This window comes from Acetobacter nitrogenifigens DSM 23921 = NBRC 105050, assembly GCF_000429165.1.
Classification (GTDB): domain Bacteria; phylum Pseudomonadota; class Alphaproteobacteria; order Acetobacterales; family Acetobacteraceae; genus Acetobacter; species Acetobacter nitrogenifigens.
This window is the reverse complement of the sequence record NZ_AUBI01000003.1, coordinates 70161-87892: the sequence shown is the minus strand read 5'-3', so window position 1 is coordinate 87892 and position 17732 is coordinate 70161. Positions and strand designations below refer to the sequence as shown.

Sequence of the window (17732 nt, the reverse complement as noted above, 5' to 3'; positions counted from 1 at the left end):
CACGCCCGATGAACAGAAAAACGTATCTTTCTGCAACGCGTCCGCCGCAGCGCACATATCCATATCTCTTAAAATATGAGGCAGAGCCGGAAACTTCACGCCCCAAGCTGTCACGCCCACCTCATCCGCTCAAGACATTCGGCGAACGATCACAACTTTACGCGCTCGCAAGAGTGGAGAGAGAGAGAGCCGACGATGCTCATACACATCATATATATTTTCTGAATTATTATTTTCCGGCACACGCGACGCCAATGTCACAGATTACGGACAACAACCCGAGCGACGCAGATCAATCCGCACAAACCCCAACAACAAAATAAAAATTATTATTCATAAGATACATAAATATTAAGTCTCCTCAAAAATGGACGATTTTTTACAAAACACCTCTAGCGCAACGCGTCACATCGCCCATCACGAAACAACCATCATCAATACGCCTCACTCATATCCAAGAAGCGCAACTCCAACAGAGCATCGCCCACTGACCATACCCGCCACTCACGCCAACCCGGATCACCGACGCCATCCGCAACACCTTAAAGTCACCAGACATTATCGCTCCATCCGCCGCCTTCAGGGCACATATCCACACCCCGCGGCGCACCATAATTGCGACGCGTGTCAGCCTATTCCCTTATTTATCCTACACTCACAGACGCGAGGCGCGGTATAGCAAAGCGAGCGAATAAATGCGAGGATCAGAGAGCGTTTTGCAAAGGATGCGAAGATGATCCGTCGTGCAAACAAGGTGTTCGCAGGTTCTCGAATTCGCGAGTTACGCGGTCGTATCGGACAGACCCAACAGGCGCTTGCTCAAGAACTCGGCCTTTCCGCCAGCTACCTTAATCAGATCGAAAACGATCAACGCCCCATCCCGCCCCCGCTCCTGCTAAAACTTTGCAAAATTTTTGAAGTTTCGGAAGCCTATTTCGGCGATACCGACGAAATTCGCCAAATCCAGGCGCTTCGTGAAATTCTCGGCGACCCCCTCTTCAAAACGGCCTCCCTTCGTCCCGCGGAACTTCAGGCCGCGGTCCGGGCTGCGCCCGGCCTCGCCGATCGGTTCATAACCCTCTACCGCTCCTTCCGCGCGATGAGCGAGCATGCGGCGCCAGACAACGCCACCATGCCACGCAACCTCAAATCCAACGATCCGCACTCGCCCGCCAGCGCCCCACCTTCTCCCGCGCGCGCCGGGGCGACTGGCGCGCCGTCCATTTTCTCTGATCGCAAAACAGGAAACGACGACCTCAAGCCCGCCACGACCCCGCCCTATGAAGCCGTCGGCGACTGGGTGCATGACGAACACAATTACTTCGATGAGGCCGACCGCGCCGCCGAGGACCTCTATGAATCGAGCGCCTTTTCGAACGGAATGATGGCGGCCAATCTGGCCCGCTACCTGCGGGATCGTCACGGAATACGCGTCGTGACTGACACGGACCTCGACCGCAAGGGCGTAGTCTGGCGCCTGGACCGGCGCGGCAAGAGGCTTTTCATCGCCGACGGCGTCCCGTCGGAAAGCGCCGTCTTCTGGATGGCGCAAGCCGTAGGGCGGCTGGACTATGCCCGCGTGCTGGACCGGGCGATCAAGCGCGCACACCTGAACAGTTCGGACGCGCGCGGGTTGGCGCGCGTCGGCATGAGCAACTATTTTGCAGGCGCATTGCTACTCCCCTACGAGCGTTTCAGACACTCAGCATTGGAGAAGCGGCACGATCTGGACCAACTCCAGCGTCAGTTCGGCGTCAGCTTCGAACAGGTCTGTCACCGTCTGTCGACCCTGCAGCGTTCCGGAGCGGAGGGAATCCCTTTCTATTTCATCAAGACCGACATCGCTGGCAATATCCTCAAGAGCCACAGCGCTACACGCTTCAGCCTTTCGCGCTTCGGCGGCCTGTGCTCGCAATGGAACGTCTTCCGCAGTTTTTCAGCGCCGGGTCAGTTGCATGTGCAGGTGTCGCGTACGACAGACGACGCCGTGTACCTGAACGTCGCCCGCACGGTCGGCCACGCCGGCGTTTCATATTTCGACCGACCGCGCCTCGTCGCAGTCGTGCTTGGCTGCTCCATCTCGCACGCGTCGGATATCGTCTACGCCGCAGGCCTCGACCTGGACGACGAACGGATGATCATTCCAATCGGCCCGGGGTGCCGGGCCTGCATACGCACTGACTGCCGCCACAGGGCGCTCCCGGCCGCCGGATTTCAAATCGACGCCGGCGGCGAGGAACGAGGCGTGGTTCCTTATCACATGGTTCCGAATCCGGAATAATATTCCGTTACCGGCCCCCTTAGGGTTGGCGCGTCGAAATATTCCACGAACGCATTGATTGGCGACTTTCGGCCCTGTAAAGTCGAACGCTGCAAAGCGTCGGTCGCACCATTTCTGAGGGGGGATGAAGCGGACGCGCATTGGTGTTCGAGCATTTCGCTCCGGGGGGAGTCATGATTCACCATAAAGCAGGGCCGCGCCGCGGGCCCTCAGCCATGTCCTTGCTCACATGCACAACGGGCCTCGCCTGCGCAGGCATCGTGTGGGTCGGTTGCGCCGAGGCCGCGACGTCGACAAGCAAGAGTCACAAACGACACGTCACGACACCGCGTGCCGCCACCACAGCTCCAGCAGCAGCAGCAGCCGTCGCTCCAGCGCCACGCCGCCCCGTGCACGTCCTCGCAAAGGGGTCAGAGTCCGTCAACGTGTCCGTTTCTCGCCATGCGCGAGAGGTCGGCGGCGGCATGATGCGGGTCGAGACCAGCGCCAGCAACGTGCAGACGGTCAGCAAGCAGTATATCGATATGATCTCGCCTACGGCGACCATCCTCGATATCGCCAAAAACACGCCCAGCATGAACATTTCTGTCGCCGACACATCGGGAATGCAGGGTGGAAACATTCAGTCACGGGGCCTGACGGACTCCGACATCGGCCTGCTTCTGAACGGAGCCCCCGCGACGTCCGCCAATTACCTCAACGAGGACGCGGACGCAGAAAACGTCGAGAGCGTTACGATTACGCCCTCATCCTCGCGTGTCGAAATGCCCATCACCGCCGCCGCAGGCGGCGTACTGGACGAAACGACCCACACCCCGACCGATAAATTCGGGGGCATGGTGGATTTCTCCTACGGCACAAACAACATGTCCCGCGAGTTTATCCGTCTGGAGAGCGGCGAGATCGGTCATAGCGGCGTCAAGGGCTACTTCTCGTTTTCGAACACCCACGCCCGCTCCTGGCTTGGATCCGGCATCAACTGGCGCAAGCATATCGACTTCGGGATGAAGAAGACCTGGGCCAACGGGTCGACCAACGACATCTTCATTTCATGGAACTACGAGGACTTCACCATCGACCACAAGCCGACGGCGGCTGAGTTTTATGATCTGAAACATAACGGCGTTAACTACAACAAGACCAATACCTGGGACCCCACGTCGGACGACGCCAATCGTTACTGGAAGAACAATATCGATCACTGGAACCAGCTTTTCCTGTCGGCGCCACAGCATTTCGTCCTGACGAAGCATGTGTCGTTCGACCTGCTTCCCTATTTCAATCTTGGTCGCGGATGGGATGGGAACGGCGCGACCAGCAGCCGGGTCGGCGGCACTGCGGGCGCCACCGGTTACTACACGTCCAACGGCACGCCCATTACCGACCCCAATACATGGTTGACGTCGTACTACCAGCAATACGCGGACCAGAAGCTGGGCGTGACGGCGAAACTGGGCGTTGACGTCGACCGCCACAATCACCTGACGTTCGGGTACTGGTTCGAACACTACACCACGACTTACGGCATTCCCTCCAGCTACACGAGGACGGACGGCTCGAACCCAAGCCCGAACACGGAGACGTCTCAGGCATTTACGTTGGTCGATGGTCAACTCAGGCGCGTCAACAGCTATTACACCAATCCAGGCTATGATCTGCACGCGCTCTTCATCGAAGACGTAGCCAAATACTTGCAAGATCGCCTCGTGATCAACGCAGGCTTCAAATACATCATGACCAATTACTGGGACCCCTACAGCGGCGTGGGCGTCAGCGGCGGCTCTGGATACAGCTACTCAGGCCGCTACGGCATGAACCTGACATCCCCGCTGCCGCATCTGTCGATCAGCTATCAGTTTAATCCACACCACCAGATTTATGTGAATGCGCAGGGCAATTTCCGGCAACCCAGCCCGGACGCCCTGTCGCCGAACTATCAGGGCACACTGCCCAAGCCTCAGTACTCCATCTCTGAGGAACTTGGATACCGTTACAACGACGATCATTTCATCGTCGATCTCTCCTTCTTCAATATGAACATCACCAACCGCCTGATGTCCGTGGCGGTCAGCGACACGCAGACCAGTACTGTCAATGTGGGCAACCAGACCACGCGCGGCGTCGACCTGATGCTCGCCACCCACCCGTGGCACCACATCAGTCCGTTCATTGGCTTTGAGTATCTGAGTGCAAGGCTCGACAGCAACGTGCCGTACCAGAACACATATCTTAACACCAAGGGCAAGCAGGCCGTGGGCGCCCCGCACGTGACGACCAGCTTCGGCCTGACCTACGACGACGGGCGTTTCTTTGGCAATTTCACGCTGAAATACGTCGGCCCACAATCTGTCACGCTTGTCGGCGACGAACGGATGCCCGGCTATATCACTGACGCAATCTCGCTCGGGTATCGCTTCAAGCCCTGGCGTTACCTAAAAAGCCCGACTTTTCGTTTGAATTTCAGCAACCTTACGGATTCTCGCGTGCGCAGCGGCGCCTATGGGTTCGGCACCAACAACCACTCCACCACATTGATGGACGGCACAACGCTGGCCGGCGGCAACGGCGCGACGTATTGGCTTGTGCCCCGCTTTACAATGACGGGCACTATATCGACTGGGTTCTGAGTCCCGCAAGCTCCCTCCCCTCTTTCACCAAGGCGTGTCGCTGCTGGAGAAAGAGGGGGAAATCCACTGAAATGATAATCTCATTTTATATATAGTATTTTTTTAATTTATTTGTAAACATCAGGCCATTTCCTGAATACGTTCATGACCTGATCGCATTCGCATAAAATTGCGTAATCAGGCAGCGCGCCCATAGTTAACGTCGCCTCACACTGATAAAGCAGTTCAATTCTTCCCTTTATTTGAAGACCCTTTTTTCTAAACGATCTACCATCAAACAGCGTCAACGCGCTCCGCGACTTACAGGACGCCTCCAATCAAATACGTAATGCATTCAATCGGACGTCCTTACGGGCGAACGTCAGATCATCATTTTCTGTGCACATGATGCCGCATGCCGCATGCCCCTTACCCCCGAAACTCGGCTCAACGACGTTCCATCACGCGGCCCAGACGATCAGGCACGCGACATCCGCTCGCCGCGCACCCGCTCTCCGCCCCCGACGCACGCGGAGGCGACGGCCCGAGCGGGCGAACCTTAACTTGATCAAGGACCGACATGGTCGCCACATCAAGCCGCCGGGACCACGTCGACTTCGCCACTTCGCAGCTGGAACGCACGCCAACGCCTCCGGCATGATGGCCCACTCAGACCGCTTCGGCTTGCGTTCACGCGCATGTCGAACCAAATCAGTGCATGTACGTGCTATCAGCGACACGGAGGTCAGGCATGAACATCGTGGTGAATGACGAGACGCGGGTGGTGAACGCCCGAACGCTCGCGGCGCTCGTCGACGAACTGGGCTACGGCGACGCGAGAATCGCCACGGCCGTCGATGGGGAGTTCATCCCCGGGTCCCGCCGCTGCGGGCTGGACATCGTTGACGGTATGCGCGTCGAAATCGTCGCGCCGATGCAAGGCGGTTGATCTCATGTTATTCTATGGAACGGAGTTGGCGTCGCCCCTGATGCTGGGCACAGCCCAGTACCCGTCGCCGGAAATTCTCGCCGACTCCGTGCGCGCGGCCGACGCCGGTCTCGTCACCGTCTCCTTGCGCCGGGAATCCGCCGGCGCGCGAGCTGGCCAGGCTTTCTGGTCCCTGATCCGCGATCTGGGAACGCCTGTCCTGCCCAACACGGCGGGATGCCATACGGTGAAAGAGGCGGTGACCACCGCGCATATGGCCCGGGAAGTGTTCGAAACCGACTGGGTGAAACTGGAGGTGATCGGGGAGTCCGACACGCTTCAGCCGGACGTGTTCGGACTGGTCGAAGCAGCCCGCATCCTGTCGTCCGAAGGGTTCAAAGTCTTCCCCTACACGACCGAAGACCTCGTTGTGGCGGAACGACTACTCGCCGCCGGGTGCGAGGTGTTAATGCCATGGGGTGCGCCAATCGGGTCCGGCAAAGGCCTGAACAACGTCTTCGGCCTTCGCGCCTTGCGCGCGCACTTCCCGGACGTCCCCCTCGTCGTCGATGCGGGGATCGGCTTGCCGTCGCACGCCACACAAGCGCTCGAACTCGGCTACGACGCCGTGCTGATCAACACGGCCGTCGCAAAGGCTGGCGACCCCGTAGCTATGGCCCGGGCGTTTCGTCTGGCCGTCGAGGCTGGACGTCTCGCTCGGATCGCCGACCCGATGGAGGCCCGCGACATGGCCGCGCCTTCGACCCCGCTGCTTGGAAAGCCCGCCCTGTCATGATGACCAGAAGACTGCCGCAGGAAATTTACCCTGTCGTCGATCGCGCGTTCTGGATCGACCGTCTGGGCGGCGCCGGCGCGCGCTTCATCCAACTTCGCGTCAAGGATATGAACGGCGACGCCCTGCGCGAGGAGATTGCGACCGCACTGGCTTCCGCGCGAAGGCTTGGCGTGACGCTCGTCGTCAACGATTTCTGGCGGATCGCGATCGAGACCGGCGCGGATTACGTGCATCTTGGGCAGGAAGATCTCGATACGGCGGACCTCGGCACCCTACGGGCGGCGGGCGTGCGGCTCGGCGTCAGCACGCATTCCCATGAAGAGTTAAGCCGAGCGCTGGCGCTGCGCCCCGATTATGTCGCCCTCGGGCCTGTATGGCCCACGCGCCTGAAGAAAATGGCGTTCGGGCCGCAGGGGGTCGAGCGTATAGGCGAATGGCGAAAGCTGGCTGGCGACGTTCCGTTGGTGGCGATCGGCGGGGTCACGCTGGCCAGAATGCCGGAATGCCTCGCCGCTGGCGCGGATTCCGTCGCGGCCGTATCAGACTTCGTTCTTGCCGATGACCCGGAAGGACAAGTGCAGGCGTGGCTACAGGCTGCAAAGAAAGCACAGTTTCCGAGCCCCTGAAGCGCGATATGACCGCGCTTAAATGTTCCTCAATAGGCATGACCGATCATGTCCATATCTGATCCGGGCTGAGAGTCGTGCCGCATTTTCTTCGTCGCATTTCGTACTTCAGACGCCTCGCGCTTCTCCCGCCAGTTCTATGTCTGGTCGCAGCCATGTGCAGGGCGGCGGCGGCCGAACCCCTAAATGCGAAAGACATCATGATCGTGGGGCAGGCTCTGCACTTCATTGAACCGCCACTGCAAGGAGCGATCCGCGTCGCAGTCGTCTACAATCAGGCCACGCCAGGATCGGAGCGAGAGGCCAATCAGGTCGTGGACCACTTCGACGGCGAACTCACGGTCGGCGGCCTTTCGATGCATCCGGTCGCCGTCAGCCTCGCGCAGATTGACCAGACCCCTTTCGACGCGGTCATCTCCGCTGACGGAGCCGGGACCGCGGCGCTGCGGCAAGCGCTCATGCAACGCCACGCCCCGTGTGTCACGGGACACCGGGAACAGGTCACGGGCGGGTTTTGCCAAATCTATCTCACGTCTCAACCCAACGTGGACATCCTGTTGAATCAGGCGGCGAGCGATGCGGCGAGCGTGCATTTTGCGACCGCATTTCGCATCATGATCCACACCCTGTAGACGACGCAGCCCACGCTGCCGCCACACGCGGAATAAACTCCCGACCGGAGACCTTCCACATATGCCCGCTCCATAGCAACACAGTCAAACAAGCCCCCTGCTGAGCGGCGAGCGAGGCGGTCTTAATGCCCGCCGTCGTCCTTGACGCCATTTTCAGCCTGAAACCGCTTAATCTCACCCCGCAGATTGCCTATAGGGGGAGCCGACACCGTGTCCTGATAACTGCCGCCGCGCCACACCCAGCGGTCATCTCCGTCCACAATAATGTCATACATGCCGCCATGGCTCTGCGGCAGTATGCTGATGGCGCCGCTAATGGAATCGAGCACCTTGATCCAGTCGTCGCCCCGATGCAGGTAAACGTCCGTCGAGCATCCGGCCGACCCACAGAGGGCTGCGGACTGCAGCTGTACAAAGAGCGCTATCTCGCCTTTGCGCGTAGATAGGGGGGCCGATCCAATCAGAACCAGTGGCGGCTGATGATGCCGCAGTGAAGTTGCAATATCGTCCGCGCTGAGCAGGCGCGCCTGCTTGTCGAGTTCGGTACCCGGCTGCTGGCTGAGAAGAACCGGCTTGCCTGACGCCGCCTGAGAATTTTTCGTGGAGCTTCGGCTGTGATGGTGCACCGCCGCTGCGGCCGTTCCGGCGACCATCGCTCCTCCAGCGGGCGCCCAACACAGGACGGTCCCGCAAAGGATGAGCGCGCGACGAATGTCAAACCTGCGTCCACCTTGGGCGTCAGCACGACGCGCGGGAGGAGACGATGTTGTGAAGGGGCGCGATAGGAGGTCTGACAACGTCTTGAATCTCCGGTGACGACAATGTCTCGCGCCGCCACGGCGCGGCGCCAACGCTATAATAGCGGCGTTAACGTATAGGAGCGATTTGATTTTGCAGGAAGAACTCTTGGCGCCGCCAGGGCGGTACCGCCACTATAAGGGCGGCTTCTACACAGTGCTCGGCGTGGCGCGACACAGCGAGACCGAAGAGCCGCTGGTCGTATATCGCAGCGAAACGCAAGGCGGCCTATGGGTCCGACCTCTCTCCATGTGGCTGGAAACGGTCAACAGTCAGCCCCGTTTTGCCTTGGTGGACGGGATTGGGGTTGACGGGACTGGCGCCGGGGCCGGCTCCCCGTGAACTCTTCAGGAAAAACGCCGACTATGTGGAAATTCGTTGCGTAACGCTCCAGCGCGCTGTCTGCTTCACCGCGCGCCCACTGAGGAGAGACCAGCGTGCCCTCGACTCTACCGACTTCAGACGCGCCTACACGCTATTCGTCGGCGCTGATCCTGCTTCACTGGCTGAGCGCCCCGCTGGTTGTGGCGGTCATGGCGCTAGGCTGGGTGGCTGCCGCGACGCCGGACGATCAGACCGGCTTCATGACGCACCCGCAATTGATGTTCTGGCACAAATCGGTCGGCCTTCTGATATTGCTCCTGACCTTTCTGCGCATCGGCGTCCGTATCTCGCGGCGTGAACCTGTTGCCGGGGGCGGCGGCAAGCTTCTGGAAACCGCTGCTACGATCTCGCGCTGGCTGATTTATATCGCGCTGCTGGTGATGCCGGTCAGCGGCTACATGATGGCCGCGAACGGGCATCCAGTGTCGCTTTTCGGAATTGCGCCGCTTCCGTCCTTCGCGAAGAACGAGGCTCGCGGCGATATCGCGTGGAATATCCACTCGACGGCGCAATGGGCGCTTTATGCGCTGCTTCTGCTGCATCTCGGCGCTGCGATCTGGCACGCTGCAATACGCAGGAACGGCGTTATCTTGAGAATATTGCCCCGCCAGAACCCTAGGACCTGAGCGGAACACGCCTTCGGCGCGGCGCCTGAGAAAGGCGCCGCGCCGAAGAAACCTGACCTCAGATCAGGGAACGCGAACGCGCGAGAACGACCGTGCACAGCTTGCCCTGCGCCGGCTGGTCCAGACCCGTAAGTGTGGACGCCTTGCCGCCGACCAGAAACTGTCCGGCCGTGCCGATGGCGTAGTCCATGTTGCCAGCGTGGTCGGTCGGAACCGCATTGGTCTTCGCGTTCAGCGCCGTCTGCACGGCGTCGCCGTCCTCATGCGAAACCTGCTCGGTTTCGACGCAGTAGTTTAGAAGTCCAGCGACGTTGGCCGGAGAAATCTCGGCGACCTGAGCCGCAGTCGCCACCGCAAGATTCGTTCCAGTGGGGTTCTTGTCGCTGGTCGCAGTCTCGCCACCCTTTGAAACCGGTGCGGGCTGGTCGGCCCGGGCAGCCGGGGAAACCGAGGCCAGTCCGGCGGCGACGGCGAGGGCCGCGAGAACATGCGTGGATAGACGGGTCATCAGAGGCTCCTGTTGTCTCGCGCGTAATGTGCTCAAATCATACGTGAGACACAACGCTGCGCCTGCGCATGACGTTAATACCGCAAATTGTCGAGCCGGGGGGACGGAGGGCCTGAAGGCGGCCATATCAGCGTGTCGCTGGAGCGGGTGAAGGGAATCGAACCCTCGTATGCAGCTTGGGAAGCTGCCGTTCTACCATTGAACTACACCCGCGTTGGCCGATCTATAGCCATGCCCGCCGTGGATGACAATCGTTCTGGACGCGGAGGAACCTCCTTGCCGGAGACCCGATTGCAACGCCTCATGATCCATGCGGCGCCTGCGCCTATCACGGGATGTTGATCAAAAACCGCATCAATTCGATGCCTCAAAGGATCAGGACCGAAGCGCCCGAAGCGCCTCCATGACCCTCCCCCCAACAGAATCATTTTCTATCCCGGCGCACATATCAGCGGACAGGGCGCCCGCGGCAGCGCTCCTCACCTGATCCTTTTCGATCGCCCCCCTTCCCTTGCGAACGATATCGCCTTCCCCCTCCGTCAGTATGTTGCCGACACATGGCGTTCAGTTCCGGCGGGCACGTCGGACAGACGCCGTCGCAGCCAACCGGATTGCGCGCTGAAAACCGACGACATGTATGCCGGGCCCCAGACACGGCATGGTATCGCGAAGGCAGCTATACCCCGCCCGGGCGCCCAATCCGGTTGACGGGCCGAAGGCTGATCCGCGATAAGGCTCGTCCCTCCCGCAAATAGCGCGGAGGGCCTCGCGATTTGTTAGGCCGGCTTGCGGCGAGGCTAAAGAATCGCGCTAAAGAGGCGTTGGCGGGCGAGTGCGTCCGACAAGGTTTCCACGGTCGACGATCCGCGTGGGGGCGACAACGCGTCAGGTTCCCTCACCCGTCCCGCGCGGAGGACAGGAAAGAACCGAGACCGCGATGAGCACATCAGACACAAACGGGTCCCCTGACGTCTCGCAGGAATGGCGCGAGGCGACCCGCCTGCTGCACGCCAATGTCGAACGCTCTCCCTACGGAGAGACGAGCGAGGCGCTGTTCCTCACCTCCGGCTTTGCTTACGACAGCGCCGAGCAGGCCGCAGCCACGTTCACCGGCGACGCCGTTCATTATCAGTATTCCCGCTTCGGCAATCCCACTGTGGACGCCCTGCAGCGTCGCCTGGCCGACCTTGAGGGCGCGGAGGCCTGTATCGCCACGTCGACCGGCATGGGCGCCGTATCCTCTGCCCTGCTGGCGCACGTGAAAGCTGGCGATCGCGTCGTCGCGTCGCGCGCCCTGTTCGGCTCCTGCCATTGGATCATCGCCAGTCTCCTGCCGAAATACGGCGTTGAGACGGTGTTCGTCGACGGCGGCGATCTGGACGCATGGAGCGAAGCCCTGCGCCAACCGACCGCAGCCGTGCTGCTCGAAAGCCCGTCGAATCCGATGCTCGACGTCCTCGACCTGCGCGCCATCGCCGAACGGGCGCACGCGGCCGGGGCCATCGTGATCGTCGACAACGCATTCGCGTCGCCGGTCTACCAGAAGCCCCTGACTCTGGGCGCCGATGTGGTCGTCTATTCCTGCACCAAGCATATCGACGGACAGGGGCGCGTGCTCGGGGGCGCCATCCTCGGATCGAAGCAATGGATCGAAGAGGTTGTGCAACCCTTCACACGCAACACTGGCAATGCGCTGTCGCCGTTCAATGCGTGGGTGATGCTCAAGAGCCTGGAGACCCTCCGGTTGCGTGTCGACGCCATGACCCGCAACGCGGCGATCGTCGCGGACTGGCTCGCCAGCGCGCCCGGCGTGGTCAGCGTGCGGTACCCGGGTCGTAAAGACCACCCGCAGCACGAGATCGCCGCGCGGCAGATGACAGGCTTCGGCTCGCTGGTGGCGTTCGAGGTCGCGGGCGGAACAGCGGGCGCTTTCGCGTTCCTTAACGCCCTGCGCGTCGTGCTGATTTCCAACAATCTGGGCGACGCACGCTCTCTCGCGACGCATCCGGCGACCACGACTCATATGAAAATCGGCGCGGAAGAACGCGCCCGTCTCGGCATCTCCGACGGCGCTATCCGGCTGTCGGTTGGGCTTGAAGATGCAGACGATCTGATCGCCGATCTCGAACGGGGCGTTGCGGCGCTCGGACAGGCGAGCCATACCGCCTGAACGCGGAGCGCATCCCCTTCAGCCATAGCGGGCGGAAGGGGATTAAGAACGTTCTGCAAACAAAGGGTTGGAGCGTATTCATCGAACCCGTGTTCGGTGGCGCCGTTTCAATCGGAACCCCTACCGGGCTCGCGAGAACGCCCGACAGTCGTCATCAGGGAGGAAGCAGACATGTCCGGTCGGCCGCCAATGCCCCCGAAGCCGTTCGCCGACGCCGAAGCCGCGCTGAACGAGGCGATCGCGGCGCTTCCGTCTTACGAGGCGACAACTCAGGGCCTGCGGGTGCAGGTGCGGGCCTTTTGGCTCGACGATCAGTCCCAGCCGGAAGAAAACAATTTCTGCTGGGCTTACCGCATACGGATAGAGAACCACGGCGCAACGTCGGTGCAGCTGCTCGAGCGGTCGTGGGAGATCATCGACGGGCGCGGCAACGTCGAGCACGTGCGCGGCGAGGGCGTAGTGGGCGAGCAACCCGTCATCGAGTCCGGTTCGGGTTTCGAATATACCTCCGGTGCGTCGCTCGATACGCCAAGCGGCATCATGCGCGGCGCCTATCACATGATTGAGGTCGCGACCGGACGTGGTTTCGAAATTTCCATTCCCGCCTTCAGTCTGGACAGCCCCTACCAGTCGGGCCTCATTCACTGAATCGCCGCTCCAGACGCCCCAATTTTTCCTCTTCATACAGACGCCTCAGCGCCTTCCGCTGTGAAGAGAATTTTCCGAAAGAAGTTGCGCCAATGGCCGATACGTCGTCTCCCGCCCCGAACACACGCCGCCCGACCCGCGAGGAAGCTGAACAGGCTGTCCGCGTTCTCCTCAGTTGGGCTGGAGAAGACCCCGAACGCGAGGGCCTGCTGGACACGCCCTCCCGGGTAGCCCGCGCGTACGAAGAGTTTTTTCAGGGATATGCGGTCAATCCCGAAGAATTACTGCAACGCACGTTTTCTGAAGTCGAGGATTACGACGAGATCGTGCTGCTCCGCGATATCCGTTTCGAAAGCCATTGCGAGCACCATATGGCGCCGATCATCGGCCGCGCGCACGTCGCCTATCTGCCGCGCCGCCGTGTGGTCGGAATTTCCAAGCTGGCGCGTCTGGTGGACGCCTACGCCCGTCGCTTCCAGATTCAGGAGCGTCTGACGGCGCAGATCGCCAACACCATCGACTCTGTGCTGCAGCCCCACGGCACCGCCGTCATCATCGAAGCCGGACACCAGTGCATGACGACGCGCGGCGTCCACCGCCCCGGCGTGTCGATGGTCACCAGCCGGATGCTCGGCGTGTTCCGCGAAAACTCGGACACGCGCAAAGAACTGATGGCGATGCTAAACCGCCCGACGATTGGCGAACTGTCCGCCTGAGACTGGGATACTCGCAAGAAAAGACATCCAGCATATCGGAAAAGCCGCTCCGCTCGCGCGTGTCTGGGCAGAGCGGCGACGAAATAAGGCCTCACGTATTCCACGCGGATCAAGAAACTACGTCAGATAGTGAGGGCTCTGTCCGACCCGCCAGAGAGCGGACCGTCTCGCCTCTAGCTCTGCATTATGATCGAAAGCATTTCCACAGAACTCCGGTTCAGCGGAAATGCTCCATCTCATTATTTCAAAACGCCTCATCCCCCTGAACAAACGAATCCATGTGAAGGGGGCGCTTTGACCATCCAGGTTGAGTCCGGGCGCGGCGGGGCTTAATCGCCTCGCCCGGAAGCTCGCCTATTTCGGCGTCGGCGTACACTCGGCGACCACCGGCCTGTCGTTCATCACCGCTTCGGTGAAAGCTGCAGAATCTTTCAGCGACGCCAACAAGGTCGGAGAGTGCGCCAGCCCCTTGTAAAGATGCGCCTGCACTGTCGAGCCTGCTGCGCACGCATCATGAACGAGCGCGAGCTGCGACGCCGGGGAGACGTCCTTGTCTGCGGTTCCGGTTCCGATGAATACCGGCTGCGCCAGCTTGAGCGTCGGATACGCCATCGCGCGGAAAGTTGGCGCCAGAGCCTGCGCGAACCCGGGCGTGAAGGCCGTTGCAGGCGTCAGCCCCGCCGCGCCGACCTGCTTGAACAGAGGATCGATGCACATCTGCGACGCAGCCTGGAACGAAGGCATAGCCGCCGGGGTAAACGCCGTCTCCGGCTTGAAGCCGGGATCGAGCGCCGCCTGCGACGCGCCGAGCAACAAAGCGTAGACAACTGTTGGATCACCCTCGCCCGACGGCGCAACTTTCCCGTGACCGCCCTTGGCCGCCTTGCTCTTGACGTGCTGCGCCTTCGTGATGTTCGCCAGCATCGCCTGAACGATCTGGGGGCTCATATATGGAATTCCTGTCGCGACCGTACCCTTCACGCCAAGCGTGGGCGCGTAGACAGGCGCGTAGGCCGCGGCGGCGAAAGCAGCCCCTGCCCCCTGTGATTGCCCGACGATCATGACCTTGTTGCTTAAGCCCTTGACGCCCGAAAGGGCCGCCCGCACAGAATCGAGCACGCTGTAAGCTTCGGCGCGCGCGTTCAGGTACGGATGAGGGCCGGGTGTTCCCAGCCCCTGATAATCGGTCGCGACGATCGCGAATCCGCGCTGCAGCCATGCGGAAAGATAGGCCTGATTCCGAGGCGTGACCGGATTCTGCGAAGGCGCGCACGAGTCCGCGACGCCTACAGTGCCATGCGCCCATGCGACGATGGGCCACCCCCCTGCGGGCGGCGCCCCTGACGGAATGAACACTTCCCCCGTTACAGGAACGAGACCAGAGCCGGTCACGCCATCGGTGGAAAGATAAGTGATGCGCAACGACGTCCCTGCCTCAGACAGCGCATCCGCAGCCGGAAGCGGCTCAGAGGACGTCAACTGACCAGCGGCCTGCGGCGGAGCCTTCGGCTCTTCCGGCGATCCGGAGCAGGCGGCCAGCGCCAGCACGACGGCCGTCGTCGCGGCGTTGCGCAAACCGAGCGGAATTTTCATATGCGATGGGGGCGGACACGAGCGTGGCATCGTTTTTCCTTACGCGTCAGACGCGCCGTCTTGAGAGCGGCGTCGTCCGCCATAAAACAGACTCAGCCCTCCCCCGTGAAGCAAAATGTCCGGAATCGGCGCCCGCCGTAGTTTGACAATATTTTTGCAGCACATTTATCGTTTCGAGATCGAATACAACCCAAGGGAACGTCGTGCCAGCATATCTCCACCCATGACCGCCAGATTGGCCCGCTCCCGACCATCGATGCGCGGCCTGCCGTCCGCTCGTCTTGGCGTCCCCCTCGAACAGGTCACCGTCATTCTCCAACCATCGACGAAACAGCGCGGCCGCCCGTCAGCGAACGAGCGGCTTAGCGTCTTCGCATTCACCCACCACTCCCGGACACAGTTTATGAAAATACGCGCAATATTGAAAATTCTTCTGGCGACGCAGGCGCTTCCCCTTACCGCGCTCGCCGCGCCGACTACCGGCCTGTTTCCGGATATGCCAGAAACCTTCAAGGTTGATTCTTCAAGTTTCAACTACGTCCGGCGCGACGTCATGATTCCGATGCGCGACGGCGTGAAGCTGCACACGATCATTATCATTCCCAAGGGCGCGCACGACGCCGGAATGCTGATGACCCGCACGCCCTACAGCGCGGACAAGATGGCGGCGCGCACGTCGAGCGGCGACGAGGCGTCGAGCCTGCAGGGTTATGACAACATGCCCGACGTGATCCTCGACGGAGGCTATATCCGCGTGCTGCAAGACGTGCGTGGAAAATACGAATCCGAGGGACGTTACGTCATGAACCGCCCGATGCGCGGCCCCCTGAACGCTACGTCGGTCGATCATTCAACCGACACCTGGGACACGATCGAGTGGCTGATCCACAACGTTCCCGAAAGTAACGGCAAGGTCGGCGTGATTGGCGTGTCCTACGACGGCTATACCGCCCTGACCGCACTTGTGCACCCTCATCCGGCGCTGAAGGTTTCTGTGCCGATGAATCCCATGGTGGATGGGTGGATGGGAGACGACTGGTTCCACAACGGGGCGTTCCGTGAAGAAATGCTTCCGTACGTCTATGAGCAGGACGGCACGCCAAAGAACACCGTAAAATGGTGGTCCAGCCAGTACGACGGGTACGACCTCTATCTGAACGGCGTATCGGCTGGCGCCGTTGGCAAGTCACGCGGGATGGAGCAGATCGGCTTCTTCCGCGCCCTGCTCGCCCATCCTGCTTACGATTCCTTCTGGCAGGCTCAGGCGATGGACAAGATTCTCGCCAGCGAAGGCCTGAAGGTCCCCACCATGCTGGTGCACAGCCTCTGGGATCAGGAGGATATCTACGGCGCACTCGCGACCTATTACGCACTCCACCGTTCTCCAGCATCAAGCGCCAACCTCTATCTGGTCATGGGACCGTGGAACCATGGAGGAGAGATCAGGGCGGCGAGCACGTTGGGTCCGGTGGCCCTGCGTTCCGACACAGGATATTATTTTCGCAAGAACGTTCTTGAACCTTTCCTCGCCCACTACCTGAAAGACGCTGCGACGCCTCTGCCCGCCCGCGTCACACGTTTCCGGACCGGGGACAACGTATGGGAGACAACGGACGCGTTGCCGCCAGCCGCCTGCGCCTCCGGTTGTGAAGCTTTGCATTTTCAAGCGAACCACGGGCTGGGCTTCAGCACGCCGGGTGCGGACGCCAGTCCCGTGAACTACGTCGCCGATCCCGCGCATCCGGTTCCCTATATTCCGCGGCCGATCCGCCCCAAGGGCGTGGAGGGATCGCCCTGGCCTTACTGGCTGGCGACCGATCAGCGCAACGTTACAGCGCGAACGGACGTCGCTACCTTCACTTCTCCGGTCTTGACGCAGCCTGTCACCCTTCGCGGCGAACCGCTCGTGCATCTGACGGCGTCCACGACGGGAACCGATGGCGATTTCGTGGTGAAGCTGATCGACGTCTATCCTGACGAGGTCGCGGACCAGCGGGAGATGGGCGGTTACCAGTTCATGGTGAGCGCGGACATCCTGCGTGGCCGGTATCGGAACGGCTTCGACAAGCCGGCGGCCGTCCCGGCGAATACCCCGCAATTGTACAAGTTTCCGTTGCCTATGACGAACCACACGTTCTTGCCTGGCCACCGGATTATGGTGCAGATCCAGTCGAGCTGGTTCCCTCTCTACGACCGAAACCCGCAGAGTTATGTCGACAATATCTTTTTGGCGCCGGCTGATTCATACAAACCGGCGACCGTTTCCATTGATGTGAAGGGAAGCTGGATCGAGGTCCCGGTTCAGAAGTAAGCCGGGGCAAGGAAGCGGTCGAGTCTCAGGCGGACGTGAACGCTTCCTTAAAAAATCTAGAAAATCGCCCTGAATAAACGGAATAAAGTTTCTTCAGTTAGAAATACTA

Annotated in this window: 16 protein-coding genes, 1 tRNA gene and 1 riboswitch; of the genes, 12 read left to right on the top strand and 5 right to left on the bottom strand. The window is 60.8% G+C overall.

The genetic code is table 11. The features are described 5' to 3' along the window. Positions 1-733 precede the first annotated feature (733 nt). Together G442_RS0105225 and G442_RS0105220 are read left to right on the top strand one after the other, a co-directional pair. Positions 734-2281, top strand: coding sequence for a helix-turn-helix domain-containing protein (locus tag G442_RS0105225; protein ID WP_026397135.1), 1548 nt, complete (start codon positions 734-736; stop codon positions 2279-2281). A gap of 215 nt (positions 2282-2496) precedes the next feature. After that, complete coding sequence (locus G442_RS0105220; protein WP_026397134.1) at positions 2497-4908, top strand: TonB-dependent receptor; 2412 nt, start codon at positions 2497-2499, stop codon at positions 4906-4908. A gap of 426 nt (positions 4909-5334) precedes the next feature. On the opposite strand, the gene G442_RS0105210 is transcribed toward G442_RS0105220, so the two are convergent. Further along, positions 5335-5529: a hypothetical protein gene (locus tag G442_RS0105210; RefSeq protein WP_146882373.1), complete on the bottom strand. Its 195-nt coding sequence runs from the start codon at positions 5527-5529 to the stop codon at positions 5335-5337. A 109-nt stretch (positions 5530-5638) separates the two neighbouring features. On the opposite strand from G442_RS0105210, the gene thiS reads away from it, so the two are divergent. The 4 genes from thiS to G442_RS0105190 all read left to right on the top strand — a co-directional run bounded on the left by thiS (position 5639) and on the right by G442_RS0105190 (position 7869). After that, positions 5639-5836 carry a sulfur carrier protein ThiS gene (gene thiS / locus G442_RS0105205; RefSeq protein WP_026397132.1) on the top strand — a complete coding sequence of 66 codons (198 nt, stop codon included), beginning with the start codon at positions 5639-5641 and terminating at the stop codon, positions 5834-5836. 4 nt (positions 5837-5840) lie between these two features. Next, entirely contained in the window at positions 5841-6611 is a 771-nt protein-coding gene (locus tag G442_RS0105200; protein WP_026397131.1) for a thiazole synthase, read from the top strand. Further along, the gene (locus tag G442_RS0105195) at positions 6611-7237 is read left to right on the top strand and encodes a thiamine phosphate synthase (RefSeq protein ID WP_026397130.1); all 627 of its coding nucleotides are present in this window, start codon (positions 6611-6613) and stop codon (positions 7235-7237) included. The genes G442_RS0105200 and G442_RS0105195 overlap by 1 nt, the downstream gene beginning before the upstream one ends. 77 nt (positions 7238-7314) lie before the next feature. Continuing rightward, positions 7315-7869 (top strand): hypothetical protein, encoded by a 555-nt coding sequence (locus G442_RS0105190; RefSeq protein WP_026397129.1) that lies wholly within the window; start codon positions 7315-7317, stop codon positions 7867-7869. A gap of 122 nt (positions 7870-7991) precedes the next feature. Here G442_RS0105190 and G442_RS20975 read toward each other — a convergent pair whose 3' ends face one another. Continuing rightward, entirely contained in the window at positions 7992-8522 is a 531-nt protein-coding gene (locus G442_RS20975) for a hypothetical protein (RefSeq protein WP_146882371.1), read from the bottom strand. Between the two features lie 238 nt (positions 8523-8760). Here G442_RS20975 and G442_RS0105180 point away from each other — a divergent pair, with 238 nt between their 5' ends. Next, the gene (locus G442_RS0105180; RefSeq protein WP_035376265.1) at positions 8761-9009 is read left to right on the top strand and encodes a DUF1653 domain-containing protein; all 249 of its coding nucleotides are present in this window, start codon (positions 8761-8763) and stop codon (positions 9007-9009) included. Between the two features lie 95 nt (positions 9010-9104). After that, a complete protein-coding gene (locus G442_RS20970) occupies positions 9105-9677 on the top strand; it encodes a cytochrome b (RefSeq protein WP_051291953.1) in 573 nt (190 codons plus the stop codon). Between the two features lie 58 nt (positions 9678-9735). On the opposite strand, the gene G442_RS0105170 is transcribed toward G442_RS20970, so the two are convergent. After that, positions 9736-10185 carry a hypothetical protein gene (locus G442_RS0105170; RefSeq protein WP_026397127.1) on the bottom strand — a complete coding sequence of 150 codons (450 nt, stop codon included), beginning with the start codon at positions 10183-10185 and terminating at the stop codon, positions 9736-9738. A 139-nt stretch (positions 10186-10324) separates the two neighbouring features. Next, positions 10325-10398: transfer RNA gene (locus G442_RS0105165), tRNA-Gly, on the bottom strand. Between the two features lie 542 nt (positions 10399-10940). Beyond that, positions 10941-11020: riboswitch (SAM riboswitch) on the top strand. A 102-nt stretch (positions 11021-11122) separates the two neighbouring features. Between G442_RS0105165 and metZ the strand changes: the two genes are divergently transcribed. From metZ to folE, 3 genes are all read left to right on the top strand, one after another. Continuing rightward, the gene (gene metZ, locus G442_RS0105160; protein ID WP_026397126.1) at positions 11123-12355 is read left to right on the top strand and encodes an O-succinylhomoserine sulfhydrylase; all 1233 of its coding nucleotides are present in this window, start codon (positions 11123-11125) and stop codon (positions 12353-12355) included. 171 nt (positions 12356-12526) lie between these two features. Continuing rightward, complete coding sequence (gene apaG / locus G442_RS0105155; RefSeq protein WP_026397125.1) at positions 12527-13003, top strand: Co2+/Mg2+ efflux protein ApaG; 477 nt, start codon at positions 12527-12529, stop codon at positions 13001-13003. Between the two features lie 92 nt (positions 13004-13095). Beyond that, positions 13096-13719, top strand: a complete 624-nt coding sequence (gene folE / locus G442_RS0105150) for a GTP cyclohydrolase I FolE (protein WP_026397124.1) — start codon at positions 13096-13098, stop codon at positions 13717-13719. 354 nt (positions 13720-14073) lie between these two features. Here the strand turns inward: folE and G442_RS0105145 are convergent, their stop codons facing one another. Next, entirely contained in the window at positions 14074-15312 is a 1239-nt protein-coding gene (locus tag G442_RS0105145) for a lipase family protein (RefSeq protein ID WP_026397123.1), read from the bottom strand. A 223-nt stretch (positions 15313-15535) separates the two neighbouring features. On the opposite strand from G442_RS0105145, the gene G442_RS0105140 reads away from it, so the two are divergent. Continuing rightward, a complete protein-coding gene (locus G442_RS0105140; RefSeq protein WP_307188543.1) occupies positions 15536-17623 on the top strand; it encodes a CocE/NonD family hydrolase in 2088 nt (695 codons plus the stop codon). Positions 17624-17732 lie beyond the last annotated feature (109 nt).

Bases quoted from the DNA above. Each gene is read 5' to 3' on its own strand.
- G442_RS0105225 (WP_026397135.1), top strand. From the start codon at position 734: ATGATCCGTCGTGCAAACAAGGTGTTCGCAGGTTCTCGAATTCGCGAG.
- G442_RS0105220 (WP_026397134.1), top strand. From the start codon at position 2,497: ATGTCCTTGCTCACATGCACAACGGGCCTCGCCTGCGCAGGCATCGTG.
- thiS (WP_026397132.1), top strand. From the start codon at position 5,639: ATGAACATCGTGGTGAATGACGAGACGCGGGTGGTGAACGCCCGAACG.
- G442_RS0105200 (WP_026397131.1), top strand. From the start codon at position 5,841: ATGTTATTCTATGGAACGGAGTTGGCGTCGCCCCTGATGCTGGGCACA.
- G442_RS0105195 (WP_026397130.1), top strand. From the start codon at position 6,611: ATGACCAGAAGACTGCCGCAGGAAATTTACCCTGTCGTCGATCGCGCG.
- G442_RS20975 (WP_146882371.1), bottom strand. From the start codon at position 8,522: ATGGTCGCCGGAACGGCCGCAGCGGCGGTGCACCATCACAGCCGAAGC.
- G442_RS0105170 (WP_026397127.1), bottom strand. From the start codon at position 10,185: ATGACCCGTCTATCCACGCATGTTCTCGCGGCCCTCGCCGTCGCCGCC.
- metZ (WP_026397126.1), top strand. From the start codon at position 11,123: ATGAGCACATCAGACACAAACGGGTCCCCTGACGTCTCGCAGGAATGG.
- apaG (WP_026397125.1), top strand. From the start codon at position 12,527: ATGTCCGGTCGGCCGCCAATGCCCCCGAAGCCGTTCGCCGACGCCGAA.
- folE (WP_026397124.1), top strand. From the start codon at position 13,096: ATGGCCGATACGTCGTCTCCCGCCCCGAACACACGCCGCCCGACCCGC.
- G442_RS0105145 (WP_026397123.1), bottom strand. From the start codon at position 15,312: ATGAAAATTCCGCTCGGTTTGCGCAACGCCGCGACGACGGCCGTCGTG.
- G442_RS0105140 (WP_307188543.1), top strand. From the start codon at position 15,536: ATGACCGCCAGATTGGCCCGCTCCCGACCATCGATGCGCGGCCTGCCG.